The 13437-nt window shown below is 54.3% G+C and carries 9 protein-coding genes and 1 tRNA gene; 8 read left to right on the forward strand and 2 right to left on the reverse strand.

The window, feature by feature from the left end:
* Positions 1 to 2: 2 nt before the first annotated feature.
* Positions 3 to 88, reverse strand: a tRNA-Leu gene (locus QZ279_RS11925).
* 203 nt (positions 89 to 291) lie between these two features.
* Between QZ279_RS11925 and QZ279_RS11930 the strand changes: the two genes are divergently transcribed.
* Positions 292 to 1272, forward strand: a complete 981-nt coding sequence (locus QZ279_RS11930; protein WP_293451136.1) for a complex I NDUFA9 subunit family protein — start codon at positions 292 to 294, stop codon at positions 1270 to 1272.
* Between the two features lie 48 nt (positions 1273 to 1320).
* Here QZ279_RS11930 and QZ279_RS11935 read toward each other — a convergent pair whose 3' ends face one another.
* Positions 1321 to 2127 carry an undecaprenyl-diphosphate phosphatase gene (locus QZ279_RS11935; RefSeq protein WP_293451138.1) on the reverse strand — a complete coding sequence of 269 codons (807 nt, stop codon included), beginning with the start codon at positions 2125 to 2127 and terminating at the stop codon, positions 1321 to 1323.
* A 226-nt stretch (positions 2128 to 2353) separates the two neighbouring features.
* Between QZ279_RS11935 and QZ279_RS11940 the strand changes: the two genes are divergently transcribed.
* The 7 genes from QZ279_RS11940 to QZ279_RS11970 all read left to right on the forward strand — a co-directional run bounded on the left by QZ279_RS11940 (position 2354) and on the right by QZ279_RS11970 (position 13395).
* Positions 2354 to 3790, forward strand: coding sequence for an NAD(P)-dependent oxidoreductase (locus QZ279_RS11940; protein ID WP_293451140.1), 1437 nt, complete (start codon positions 2354 to 2356; stop codon positions 3788 to 3790).
* Positions 3787 to 4221: a GFA family protein gene (locus QZ279_RS11945; RefSeq protein WP_293451142.1), complete on the forward strand. Its 435-nt coding sequence runs from the start codon at positions 3787 to 3789 to the stop codon at positions 4219 to 4221. The genes QZ279_RS11940 and QZ279_RS11945 overlap by 4 nt, the downstream gene beginning before the upstream one ends.
* Positions 4218 to 8750: a glutamate synthase large subunit gene (gltB, locus tag QZ279_RS11950; protein WP_293451144.1), complete on the forward strand. Its 4533-nt coding sequence runs from the start codon at positions 4218 to 4220 to the stop codon at positions 8748 to 8750. The genes QZ279_RS11945 and gltB overlap by 4 nt, the downstream gene beginning before the upstream one ends.
* A 79-nt stretch (positions 8751 to 8829) precedes the next feature.
* Positions 8830 to 9588, forward strand: a complete 759-nt coding sequence (gene mtgA / locus QZ279_RS11955; RefSeq protein WP_293451146.1) for a monofunctional biosynthetic peptidoglycan transglycosylase — start codon at positions 8830 to 8832, stop codon at positions 9586 to 9588.
* A gap of 60 nt (positions 9589 to 9648) precedes the next feature.
* Positions 9649 to 10314, forward strand: coding sequence for a glutathione S-transferase family protein (locus QZ279_RS11960; protein WP_293451148.1), 666 nt, complete (start codon positions 9649 to 9651; stop codon positions 10312 to 10314).
* Positions 10304 to 11335, forward strand: a complete 1032-nt coding sequence (gene queG, locus QZ279_RS11965) for a tRNA epoxyqueuosine(34) reductase QueG (RefSeq protein ID WP_293451150.1) — start codon at positions 10304 to 10306, stop codon at positions 11333 to 11335. Before QZ279_RS11960 ends, queG begins: the two co-directional genes overlap by 11 nt.
* Before the next feature lie 59 nt (positions 11336 to 11394).
* On the forward strand, positions 11395 to 13395 hold the full coding sequence (locus tag QZ279_RS11970) for a hydantoinase/oxoprolinase family protein (RefSeq protein ID WP_293451152.1): 2001 nt from the start codon (positions 11395 to 11397) through the stop codon (positions 13393 to 13395).
* Positions 13396 to 13437: the final 42 nt, after the last annotated feature.

Genomic DNA, 13437 nt, shown 5'->3' on the forward strand with positions numbered 1-13437 from the left:
TTTGGTGCCCAGAAGAGGACTCGAACCTCCACATCCTTGCGAATACTAGCACCTGAAGCTAGCGCGTCTACCATTCCGCCACCTGGGCAGGTGGTTGTGAGCGGGATTTAGACTTTGGGCGTGGCGCTGTCAACGGGATTCGCCTCTCATGCAACCGCTCAAATTCTGCTAATTCAACAAACAGACGCGAAACGGGCCAGTTTGACGCAAAATGGGGCTAATAAGCGACTTGCTCGTATCCTTTGGGGTCGGTACATCTGCACTCAAGTTTTTAGACAAAGGATCAAGCATATGTCCAAACTTGTCACGATCTACGGCGGCTCTGGTTTTGTCGGTCGCTACATTGCGCGCCGTATGGCTAAAGAAGGCTGGCGCGTGCGCGTTGCTGTGCGTCGCCCCAATGAGGCGATGTTTGTAAAGCCTTATGGCACTGTTGGGCAGGTCGAACCGGTGCTGTGCAACATTCGCGACGATGCGTCCGTTGCTGCGGTCATGCAGGGTGCAGATGCGGTTGTGAACTGCGTTGGCCTTCTGACAGAAAACGGAAAGAACAAATTTGAAGCGGTCCAGACTGAGGGCGCTGCACGAGTTGCGCGTTTGGCGTCTGAAGCCGGCATTCAAACAATGGTACAGATCTCTGCGCTGGGCGCGGATGAGAATGCTGCAAGCGAGTATGCGCGCACCAAAGCGTTGGGCGAGGCAGCTGTCCTGGAGCACATGCCGAACGCGATGATCCTGCGTCCGTCGATTGTGTTTGGAACGGAAGATCAGTTCTTTAACCGCTTCGCCTCTATGTCACGCATGGGCCCAGTTCTGCCAGCGATTGGCGCAGATACAAAATTCCAACCGGTGTATGTTGATGATGTCGCTGCTGCGGCTGTCAAAGGTGTCCTAGGCGAAGCGCATGGTGTTTATGAAATAGGCGGTGCACAGGTCAGCACATTCCGCGAATTGCTGCAAACGATGTTGAATATCGTGCAGCGCCGCAGATTGATCCTGAACGTTCCGTTCCCAATTGCACGCGTTATGGCGTTCGGATTTGATATGCTTGAGACGGTGACATTTGGTCTTGTGAAAAACCCCGCTGCAACACGCGATCAGGTGAAGAACCTGCGTGTCGACAATGTTGTCTCTGCGGATGCTAAAGGACTGGTGGATTTGGATATCACGCCCGTTGCTTTGGAAACGGTTCTGCCTGACTACTTGTGGCGCTTCCGTCCATCAGGTCAGTACGCTGCGATCAAGGATTCTGCGAAGAATTTGCGCGCCTAAGGCATAAAGTAAACTGAGAATTTAAGGCGGTCCGATGGGCCGACTTTTTTATGCGGTGTACCCGACCCAAATCAGTACAATGCCCAAGATCACGCGATAAATCACATAGGGTGTGAAGCTGACGGATTTCAACAAACGCATCATTAAGGTCAGTGCTAACATCGCTGCAATGAAGGCGAAGACGGCAGCAATGGCACCGTCACGCGCGAGATCTGTTTTGGCCGTCGCGGCAACCTCGATGGCAAGCAATGTACCACCAGCTAGGATCGTTGGAATAGACATCAGCATGGCAAGCTTGGCGGCATCTTCACGCGCGTAGCCAAGATAGCGGCCCGCTGTGATTGTGATACCTGAACGCGACGTGCCGGGGATCAGCGCAATTGCCTGCCACAGACCCATGATGAACGCGTCTTTGATGGACCACTGCGACGCAACTTTTTCCTGCGTGCCTTTTTGATCGGCCCAATACAGGACCAGACCGAAGATCAGCATCGTCCAACCGATGACAGTGACGGAGCGCATTGCATCATCAAGGCCCGTTACCTTTAGAACAAAGCCGAACAGAACCACAGGGATCGTCGCAAGGATAAGGCACATCGCAAGCCATGCGCCTTGTGTGTCGACTTTGCCGCGTAGCAAACGCGGAACTCCACCGATGGCGAGGCGGACGTCGCTCCAAAAATAGATCACGACCGCGAAAAGGGTTCCCACATGTACGGCGACATCAATGACTTGGCCTTGGTCCGTCATGCCTGTCAATTTGGGCAATAGGATTAAGTGTCCAGATGAAGACACTGGTAAGAACTCGGTGATCCCTTGGATGACGGCAACAATAAACAGGTGGAACAGTGTCATGGAATGGCCTTTTCAAATCTGAGCGCAGACCTATCGCAAGGCGATTCGTGTGGGAAGTGTTAGATTAAGTCCGAATCGGATCTAAAATTTACTAATAAATCTCAAAATGACGATCCTACCGCATAATTTTTTGATAATTAGTTCACTCTTTGTGACTTTTATTCCGAACCGGACCTTTGTATGAGGGTGCAACCACGGAATGAAACGACCACAGGAGTGCTACATCATGGCAAAGCAACCAATGCTGAAATTCGTCTCGCTAGAGCGCGACATGCCAACGAAGCGCGCGCCTGACTTGCGCAACAAGGATTTCGGCGAAATCTACGCCGAATATGCGGGCGAGAAGGCGAAAGAGCAATCTAGTCGCTGTTCGCAGTGTGGCGTTCCGTATTGCCAGACTCATTGTCCTTTGCACAACAACATTCCTGACTGGCTGCGCCTGACGGCCGAGGGTCGTTTGCAAGAAGCGTACGAAGTTTCCCAGGCGACGAACACGTTCCCAGAGATTTGTGGCCGCATTTGTCCGCAGGATCGCTTGTGCGAAGGCAACTGCGTGATCGAAAGCTCTGGCCATGGTACTGTCACGATTGGTTCCGTTGAGAAATACATCACAGACACAGCGTGGGAAAACGGTTGGGTCAAAGTGATCAAGCCACACACAGAGCGCACTGAAAGCGTTGGCATCATCGGTGCTGGCCCTGGTGGTCTTGCTGCTGCTGACGTGCTGCGTCGCCAAGGCGTGCAGGTCACAATCTATGATCGTTATGATCGCGCGGGAGGTTTGCTGACGTACGGTATTCCAGGCTTTAAGCTTGAAAAAGACGTCGTGATGCGCCGCAACGATCAGCTTGCTGAGGGCGGTGTTACGTTCAAACTAAATTGCAACGTTGGTGAAGATATCACATTCGCGGATATCCAAGCGGCCCACGACGCGGTGATTATCGCAACAGGCGTTTACAAGACACGCGATCTTGCCGCCCCCGGTTCTGGCGCCAAGGGGATCGAACGTGCGATTGATTATCTGACGGCCTCTAACCGCAAAAGCTTTGGCGATGATGTGCCAGAATTCGATGACGGCCAATTGGACGCCAAAGGCAAACGCGTCGTTGTGATCGGTGGTGGTGATACGGCGATGGACTGTGTGCGCACAGCGATCCGTCAGGGCGCGACGTCGGTGAAATGTCTGTATCGTCGCGACAAGGCCAACATGCCCGGTTCCCAGCGCGAAGTTCAGAATGCTGAGGAAGAAGGCGTCATTTTCGAATGGCTGTCTGCGCCCAAAGGTTTTGTTGGTGATCCTGCGGTTACAGGTGTGATGGTGCAAAAGATGCACCTTGGTGCGCCTGATGTAACGGGCCGCCAAGCGCCCGAAGTGATCGAGGGTGCGGATTACGTCCAAGACGCTGATCTTGTGATCAAGGCGCTGGGTTTTGAGCCAGAAGACCTGCCGACACTTTGGGGTACCAAAGAATTGGAAGTCACGCGCTGGGGCACTGTTAAGGCAGAGTTTACAACAGGCGCGACGGATCTTCCGGGTGTCTACGCTGTCGGTGATATCGTACGTGGCGCGTCCCTTGTTGTTTGGGCGATCAAAGACGGTCGCGATTGTGCAGAGGCGATTTTGGGGCAGCTGAATGCATCCAGCGCTGTGGCCGCCGAATGAGCGCGCTGAAAGGCCAATGCATGTGTGGCGCTGTCACGCTAGAATTTGAGCCAGTCGAGCAAAAGCTAGGTGCATGTCATTGCGAGATGTGCCGCCGCTGGACGGGTAGCGCTTTCCTTGAGATCGATGCCAAGCTCGGTACGCTAACGCATAATGGCCCAGTCAAAAGCTACACATCGTCCGAATGGGCAGAGCGCGCATGGTGTGACACTTGTGGATCAACGCTTTGGTACCATCTGACTTTGCCTAAATATGACTACTATAGCATCTCGGCGGGCCTCGTGGATAACGCGGGCGGGCTGACGTTGCAGGCAGAAATTTACATTGATGTGAAACCCGAAGGCTATGCCTTTGCAGGAACACATGAAACGAAAACCAAGGCCGAAATCGAAGCAGGATTTGCGGCATTTGTAGAAGGAACAGCGCAATGACCAAGTATGATGCAAATTGGGTAAAGAACGAAGAAGCCAAGCGCGCGTATATGGCGGAGAATGGTCTGTATGACGAAAGCGAAGAGCATAGCTCTTGTGGCGTTGGTCTTGTGGTTTCCATTGATGGCAAGCCATCGCGCAAGGTTGTTGAAGCGGGCATTGATGCGCTGAAAGCGATCTGGCATCGCGGTGCAGTTGATGCGGATGGCAAGACAGGCGACGGCGCAGGTATCCACGTGCAAATCCCTGTGTCCTTCTTTTACGACCAGATCGAACGTACGGGCCACACACCGCGCAAAGAGGAATTGATGGCCGTTGGTCAGGTCTTCCTACCGCGCACAAATTTCGGCTCGCAAGAGACATGCCGTACTATCGTGGAATCCGAAGTTCTGCGCATGGGCTATTATATTTACGGCTGGCGTCATGTACCTGTGGATATCGCGTGCCTTGGCGAAAAGGCCAACGCGACACGTCCCGAGATTGAACAAATCCTGATTTCAAACTCCAAGGGCGTTGATGAAGAAACGTTCGAGCGTGAGCTGTATGTGATCCGTCGCCGCATTGAAAAAGCAGCTTCTGCCGCGGGTATTGGTGAGCTGTATATCGCGTCTCTGTCGTGCCGTTCTGTAATCTACAAAGGCATGATGTTGGCCGAACAGGTTGCGGTCTTCTACCCCGATCTAATGGATAAACGTTTCGAGAGTGCGTTTGCGATCTACCACCAGCGCTATTCCACGAATACCTTCCCACAGTGGTGGTTGGCACAGCCGTTCCGCATGCTTGCGCACAACGGTGAAATCAACACGCTCAAGGGCAATGTCAACTGGATGAAAAGCCATGAAATCCGCATGGCGCATAGTGCGTTTGGCGATATGGCCGAAGATATCAAGCCTGTGATTGCGTCTGGTTCATCCGACTCTGCCGCGCTCGATGCTGTGTTCGAAGTTCTCGTGCGCGCTGGGCGCAACGCACCGATGGCGAAAACCATGCTGATCCCTGAAAGCTGGTCCAAGCAGGCGGTCGATCTGCCCCAGTCGTGGCGCGATATGTATTCCTATTGCAACTCTGTGATGGAGCCATGGGACGGCCCTGCTGCCCTTGCAATGACCGATGGTCGCTGGGTTTGTGCGGGTCTGGATCGCAATGGTCTACGCCCCATGCGTTATGTCGTGACAGGTGATGGTCTGCTGATCGCAGGATCAGAGGCGGGCATGGTCCCGATCAATGAAGCGACTGTTGTCGAAAAGGGAGCGCTTGGTCCGGGTCAGATGTTGGCTGTCGATATGAAGACTGGCAAGCTGTTCCACGACACCGAAATGAAGGACAAGCTGGCCGCTGCACAGCCGTTTAGCGAGTGGGTTGGCAAGATCAACGAACTCGACGGCCCACTTGGTGCGGTCACAGAGAATGCGATTTATTCTGGCGCGGAATTGCGCAAGCGTCAGATCGCGGCGGGCTATACGATTGAAGAGCTAGAGCAAATCCTTGCCCCCATGGCAGAGGACGGCAAAGAAACGCTGGCCTCTATGGGCGATGATACGCCCTCTGCGGTTCTGTCGAAAAAGTACCGTCCGCTGAGCCATTTCTTCCGTCAGAACTTTTCTCAGGTGACCAACCCACCCATCGATTCACTTCGCGAATTCCGCGTGATGAGCCTTAAGACGCGTTTTGGGAACCTCAAGAACGTTCTGGATGAAAGCTCGGCACAGACTGAAATTCTCGTGCTCGATAGCCCGTTCGTGGGCAACGCGCAGTGGGATGAACTGACACGTCAATTCAACGCTGATTTGGCCGAGATTGATTGTACATTCGAGCGTGGTCCAAACGCGTTGCAAGCGGGCCTGACACGTATCCGTGCAGAAGTTGAGGATGCGGTTCGTTCTGGCGCAGGGCACATCGTGCTGACCGATCAAGGGCAGGGCGAGGACCGCGTTGGCATGCCGATGATCCTTGCGACATCGGCAGTTCACAGCCACCTGACGCGCAAGGGTTTGCGGACCTTCTGTTCGCTGAATGTGCGTTCCGCTGAATGTATTGATCCGCATTATTTCGCGGTTCTGATCGGCTGTGGCGCAACAGTTGTGAACGCCTATCTGGCTGAGGATTCCCTTGCGGATCGTATCGAACGCGATCTGCTGGATTGCTCTTTGACCGAAGCGACATCACGCTATCGCAACGCGATTGACCAAGGCTTGCTCAAGATCATGGCGAAGATGGGCATCTCTGTTGTGTCGTCTTATCGCGGTGGTTTGAACTTTGAAGCCGTTGGTTTGTCACGTGCCATGTGTGCGGAATTCTTCCCCGGCATGACGTCCCGCATTAGCGGAATTGGTGTCACGGGTATTCAGCACAAGGCCGAAGAAGTACACGCGCTGGGCTGGCAAGGTGGCCGCGATGTTCTGCCGATTGGTGGTTTCTACAAGTCGCGTAAATCTGGTGAGACCCACGCGTGGGAAGCGCAGTCGATGCACATGTTGCAGACGGCGTGTAACACGGGGTCCTTCCAGATGTGGAAGAACTACAGCGCGAAAATGCAAAGTAATCCGCCGATCCATTTGCGCGATTTGCTAGCGATCAAGCCGATGGGCACAGCGATTAACGTGGACGAAGTGGAAAGCGTCACCGCAATCCGTAAGCGTTTCGTTACGCCGGGCATGTCTTTGGGTGCTCTGTCCCCAGAAGCACACAAAACGCTCAACGTCGCGATGAACCGCATTGGTGCGCGTTCTGACAGCGGTGAAGGCGGCGAAGATCCAGCGCACTTTGTGCCAGAGCCGAATGGGGATAACCCGTCTGCGAAGATCAAGCAGGTTGCCTCTGGCCGTTTCGGTGTCACAGCCGAGTATCTGAACCAATGTGAAGAGCTGGAAATCAAAGTCGCGCAGGGCGCTAAGCCCGGTGAAGGCGGTCAGTTGCCCGGTATGAAGGTCACAGACCTGATCGCGCGTCTGCGTCATTCGACCAAAGGCGTGACCCTGATTTCACCGCCTCCGCACCATGACATCTATTCAATCGAAGACCTTGCGCAGCTAATCTATGATCTCAAGCAGATCAATCCGCGCTGTAAGGTGACGGTCAAGCTGGTTGCCTCGTCAGGCGTCGGCACAATCGCGGCTGGTGTGGCAAAGGCCAAGGCAGATGTGATCCTAATTTCGGGTCACAATGGCGGCACGGGTGCATCACCTGCGACCTCGATCAAATATGCGGGTCTACCATGGGAAATGGGACTGACAGAAGCGCATCAAGTCCTTGCGATGAACAACCTGCGTGAGCGTGTGACCTTGCGCACTGACGGTGGTTTGCGCACGGGTCGTGACATTGTCATGGCCGCGATGCTGGGCGCTGAAGAGTACGGCATCGGCACAGCCGCGTTGATTGCGATGGGTTGCATCATGGTACGTCAGTGCCAGTCCAACACATGCCCTGTTGGCGTATGTACACAGGACGACGCACTGCGCGAAAAGTTCACGGGTAACGCGGATAAGGTCGTCAACCTGATCACCTTCTATGCACAAGAAGTGCGCGAAGTGCTGGCATCGATTGGTGCGCGCAGCATGGACGATGTGATTGGTCGTGCCGATCTGTTGCATCAGGTTAGCCGCGGCTCTGCGCATTTGGACGATCTTGATCTTAACCCGCTGCTTATCACGGTCGATGGCGCGGCGGACATCAAGTACGATCGCTCGCGTGCTCGTACACCCGTTCCTGACACGCTCGATTCCGAGATCGTGCGCGACGCTGCGCGCTTCTTGGAAGACGGGGAAAAGATGCAGCTTAGCTATGCGATCCAGAACACGCATCGCTCGGTCGGCACGCGTGTGTCTAGCCACATTGTGAAGAACTTCGGCATGCGCAATTCGCTACAGCCCGATCACTTGCTGGTGCATCTTAAGGGTTCTGCTGGTCAGTCGCTTGGCGCCTTCGCAGCGCCCGGTCTAAAGTTGGAAGTCAGCGGCGATGCCAATGACTACGTCGGCAAAGGTCTATCAGGTGGCACGATCGTTGTGCGTCCCCCTATGGCAAGTCCGCTGGTTGCGTCCGAGAATACGATCATCGGTAACACTGTGCTCTACGGCGCAACTGCGGGTCACTTATTTGCAGCGGGTCGTGCAGGTGAACGTTTCGCAGTTCGTAACTCAGGCGCAAGTGTTGTGATCGAGGGATGTGGCTCTAACGGGTGTGAATATATGACCGGTGGTGTTGCTGTGATCCTTGGCTCAATCGGCGCTAACTTTGGTGCGGGTATGACGGGGGGGATGGCCTATCTGTATGATCCCGATGGCGAAGCAGACAACCTTATGAACCACGAAACGCTGGTGACTTGTGCGGTCAGCATGTCCCATTGGGAACGCCAGCTGAAATCGCTTGTAGAGCGTCACTTGGCTGAGACCGGTAGTCGTAAAGCAGAAGACCTGCTTCAACATTGGGATCTGGAGTTGAAAAATTTTGTGCAAATCTGCCCAATCGAGATGCTGAACAACCTGCCGCATCCTTTGGGAATCGAAGATCAAGCCGTTCCTGCGGAGTAAGCGCAACTGATCCACAAAAAACGCCCGAGGTTTCGCTTCGGGCGTTTTGCTATTGTGGCAAGCCTTGTAGGGTTGCCCAATGGCCAAGGCAGTAAAGAAAAAAACTACACCCAAAAAGACAAGCAAACCGAAGGCGAAACGAACGCTCGCGGCGCGCGTCACTGCGGCCTGTCAATTCGTGCGGCACTGGGCGTTGCGTGGCACTTTGATTGTGATGGCGCTTGTACTGCTTTGGATTTCGTATTTCGTTTGGTTCAATCCGAACAAGACGCCCTACATGCGCTCTGAACAGTTGCGCATCGGGGCTGAGGTCGATCACGAGTGGGTCGATATGGCGGACATTGCCCCCGTAATGGCGCGCTCCGTGGTTGCAGCAGAAGACGCGAATTACTGCGAGCACTGGGGTTTTGATATGACCGCGATCCGGGCGGCAGTCGATTCTGGTGGCGCGCGCGGGGCGTCGACGATTAGCCAGCAAGTCGTAAAGAACGTCTTTCTTTGGCACGGACGCAGTTATGTGCGCAAAGCTTTGGAGGCAGGACTAACACCGCTTGTTGAACTGATCTGGTCCAAAGAACGCATCTTAGAGGTTTACCTAAATATCGCTGAATTTGATGATGGTGTGTTTGGTGTCGAAGCGGCATCACGGCATTATTTCGGGGTCGGCCCTGAAGAAGTAAGCGCAACACAAGCAGCGCGTCTCGCGGCTATACTGCCTTCGCCAAAGAAACGAAGCGCCTCTCGCCCGACCAATTATGTCCGCAAACGCACGCGCCAAATCATTGATGGTGCGGCCACGATTCGCCGTGATGGGCGGGCATCATGTTTTCAGGATTGAACTTAGCCGCAATGCGGGGCATTCAGTATTGCACACTAAAGAAGTTGATTTTGTAGTCCTATGGCCCGTCTCTATCATGTCCCCCTTTCCCCTTTTTGCCGCAAGGTTCGCTTGGTTTTGGCAGAGAAAAAGATCGACGTTGAACTGATTGAAGAACGCTATTGGGAAGGCGATCCCGATTTCATGCGTCGCAATCCTGCGGGCAAGGTGCCGATCCTCAAATTAAACGGGCGCACGATGCCCGATAGCATGGCGATTTGCGAATACCTTGAAGAGAAAAATCCAGAGCCCGCTTTGATGCCGCGCTCGCCAGAGGGGCGGTACGAAGTGCGTCGGTTGGTGGCGTGGTTCGATGATAAATTTCATCAGGAAGTCACCTCCAAGCTGCTATATGAGCGCGTGAACAAAAAGCTGATGAAGCAAGGCTATCCTGATAGCAAAAACGTCAAAGCTGGTGCGAAGGCGATCAAATACCACCTCGATTACATGGCGTGGCTTTTGGATCATCGCCGTTGGTTGGCGGGTGACTCAATGTCGATCGCTGACTTTGCCGCGGCCGCGCATTTGTCGTCGCTTGATTATAGTTCTGACGTTGATTGGACACGTTCGGAAACGGTGAAAGATTGGTACGCCAAGATTAAATCGCGTCCTGCTTTCCGCTCGATCCTGTCAGACCAAGTCCCTGGTTTCCCACCGTCCCAGCATTACAACGATCTTGATTTCTGATCTAAAAACCCGACTTGTGCAGGAAGCGCATGACATCGGTTTTGACGCGTGCCGTATTTGCCGTCCTTGGGACGTGCCACTTGTGCCGGATCGCTTGGAAACTTTCGTAGATAAAGGTCGCCATGGGCAGATGGGCTGGATGGCGCAGCGTATGCATTGGCGTGGCAACCCCGCAGAACTTTGGCCCGAAGCGCGGTCCGTGATCATGTTGGGCGAAAGCTATACACCAGAGCACGATCCGCTGGAGATCTTGAAGCATCCCGATCGTGGCGCAATTTCAGTCTACGCACAGAATAAAGATTACCACGATCTTGTTAAGAAACGTCTCAAGCGATTGGCGCGTTGGCTGATCGCTGAAGAAGAATGTCAGGTGAAGGTGTTTGTGGATACGGCGCCTGTCCCTGAAAAACCATTGGGCGAAGCGGCCGGTTTGGGATGGCAAGGCAAACACACCAACCTTGTGAGCCGTCAAATGGGCAATTGGTTCTTCTTGGGGTCTGTTTTCACAACGCTGAATTTGCCCGTTGATACGGCTGAGAACGACCATTGTGGATCGTGCCGAGCGTGTTTGGACATTTGCCCGACGTCTGCGTTTCCCGCGCCCTACCAACTGGATGCAAGGCGCTGCATTTCGTATTTGACGATCGAACATAAAGGTCCGATCGAAGAAGAGTTGCGCGCTTTGATGGGCAACCGAATTTATGGCTGTGATGATTGCTTGGCAGCTTGTCCGTGGAACAAGTTCGCAGTTGAAGCGCGCGAGATACGCTACGCGGCGCGCGATGAGTTGAAAGCGCCGCGTTTGGCTGAACTGGCTGTGCTGGATGATGGTGCGTTTCGATTGATGTTTTCGGGATCTCCGATCAAGCGGATCGGGCGCGATCGGTTTGTGCGGAATGTACTTTATGCCATTGGAAATTCGGGTCTGGCGCAGTTGCATGAAGTGGCGCAAGGGTTGGTCGATGATCCAGATGAAACGGTTGCGGATGCGGCGCGTTGGGCCTGTGCGAGGTTAGCTTGATGGTGCGGGTGCCTCCGGCGGAAGTTTATTTGGAAAGATGAAGTTGAAGGAAATGCGACATGGCGCTTTTGTTGGGTGTGGATACAGGCGGAACTTATACTGACGCAGTCTTGTTACGCGATGAGCGTGACGTCGTGGCGACAGCAAAGTCACTGACGACCAAGCATGACCTGTCCATTGGGATTGGAGGGGCGATTGAGGCGGTTCTAGCTGAAAGTGGTGTCGATCCGTCCGAGGTGGCGATGGCATCCTTATCGACAACGCTTGCGACCAATGCGTTGGTTGAAGGCCAAGGCAGCCGCGTTGCGTTGATCTACATTGGCTTCAAAGAGCGCGATCTTGATACGCATGGTTTGCGCGATGCCTTGAAAGGTGATCCTGTATTGGTTCTTGAGGGTGGGCATAATCATGCGGGTAGCGAGGCCGCTGCTCTGGATACTGGTGCCTTAAACGGCTTTTTAGAGACACATTCTGATGTCATCGCGTTTGCTGTTGCGTCACAATTTGCGACCCGTAATCCTGCGCATGAATTGGCTGCGATGGCGCAAATTTCTGAAGTATTGGATGTTCCCGTCAGTGCATCGCACCAACTGTCTGCCAAGTTGAACGGCCCAAAGCGCGCGATGACGGCTTTGTTGAATGCGCGTTTGATTGGGATGATTGATGGGTTGATTTCATCGGCGCAAGATACGTTAAAACGTTTGAAGATTAATGCGCCCCTGATGGTTGTGCGTGGGGATGGCGCTTTGATAGGGGCTGCAATGGCGCGCGAACGTCCGATTGAAACGATTTTGAGTGGGCCTGCCGCGTCTATCGTTGGTGCGCGTTGGCTGACGGGCGCAGATCATGCGTTGGTGTCTGATATCGGTGGAACCACGACGGACATCGCCGTGCTGCGCGACGGGCGTCCTGCGATTGATCCTATGGGTGCGCAGGTTGGACCCTATCGTACCATGGTTGAGGCAGTTGCGATGCGCACGCATGGGCTTGGTGGAGATAGTGAAGTGCACTTCATTGGGTCTGGTTTGGAGGGTGGCGTCACGCTTGGACCGCGGCGTGTTGTGCCTGTATCGCTGATGGCAATAGACGCGCCTGTCGTTGTTCATCGTGCACTGGACGCGCAGATGCGTAGTACGGTTCCCGGGGAACATGACGGACGTTTCGTGCGCGCAGTTCAGGGTTTGCGCACTGATGGGTTGGGCGCGCGTGAATTGGATTTGATGGCCCGCATCGGGGATGGGGTCCTGCCGATGGGGGATATTCTAAAGAACCGTATCGAGGTGCAAGCGTTGAAGCGACTGGTAGAGCGTGGCTTGGTGCAAATCGCAGCGCTGACGCCAAGCGATGCAAGCCATGCACTAGGGCGTGTTGATGCGTGGGATGGTGAGGCTGCCAAGAAGGCGTTGACCTTGATAGGACGCAGACGCACTGGCGCTGGGAACATGCTGGCACCAGAGCCTGACGTTATGGCGCAGGTCGTGATTGATCAGCTGACACAGCAGACAAGTTTAGCTTTGTTAGAGACTGGTTTTGCAGAGGAAGCGGAAGGTTTTGGATTGCCTGCTGCCGATCTTGCGCGTCATGTTCTGACACAACGTGGTCTAGGTGCGCATCGTGGCTTGCTGCGTATTGACGTGGGTTTGAACCTGCCTGTGATCGGCTTAGGCGCCTCTGCCGCGAGTTATTACCCTGCGGTTGGTGAACGGCTGGGTTGTGAAACGATCTTGCCGGAACATGGCGGGGTTGCGAATGCGATTGGTGCGGTTGTCGGGCGCGTAACGATGCGCAGGCAAGGCACTGTAACGGCATCAAGCGAAGGGCGCTATCGTGTGCATTTCGACACGGGGCCCCAAGATTTTGGCGATAGTGACGTGGCGTTGAGCGCGCTTGAGGCGCATTTGTTAGAACAGGCTAAAGCGGATGCAGAGAACTCTGGCGCCGAAGATATCCATCTGCATGCGGAGCGCGACATCAAGATGGCGCAGGCCGAGGCACGCGACGTCTTCATTGAAGCAACGATCATCGTCGAGGCGTCAGGGCGCCCACGCATCGCAGACTGATGTTTCACACGATCACGGAACTGCGCGCACTTTGAAATCATA

The sequence above is a fragment of the Planktotalea sp. genome (assembly GCF_018607965.1).
Lineage (GTDB): Bacteria > Pseudomonadota > Alphaproteobacteria > Rhodobacterales > Rhodobacteraceae > Planktotalea.

Bases quoted from the DNA above. Each gene is read 5' to 3' on its own strand.
- QZ279_RS11930 (WP_293451136.1), top strand. From the start codon at position 292: ATGTCCAAACTTGTCACGATCTACGGCGGCTCTGGTTTTGTCGGTCGC.
- QZ279_RS11935 (WP_293451138.1), bottom strand. From the start codon at position 2,127: ATGACACTGTTCCACCTGTTTATTGTTGCCGTCATCCAAGGGATCACC.
- QZ279_RS11970 (WP_293451152.1), top strand. From the start codon at position 11,395: ATGGCGCTTTTGTTGGGTGTGGATACAGGCGGAACTTATACTGACGCA.
- QZ279_RS11945 (WP_293451142.1), top strand. From the start codon at position 3,787: ATGAGCGCGCTGAAAGGCCAATGCATGTGTGGCGCTGTCACGCTAGAA.
- gltB (WP_293451144.1), top strand. From the start codon at position 4,218: ATGACCAAGTATGATGCAAATTGGGTAAAGAACGAAGAAGCCAAGCGC.
- mtgA (WP_293451146.1), top strand. From the start codon at position 8,830: ATGGCCAAGGCAGTAAAGAAAAAAACTACACCCAAAAAGACAAGCAAA.
- QZ279_RS11960 (WP_293451148.1), top strand. From the start codon at position 9,649: ATGGCCCGTCTCTATCATGTCCCCCTTTCCCCTTTTTGCCGCAAGGTT.
- QZ279_RS11940 (WP_293451140.1), top strand. From the start codon at position 2,354: ATGGCAAAGCAACCAATGCTGAAATTCGTCTCGCTAGAGCGCGACATG.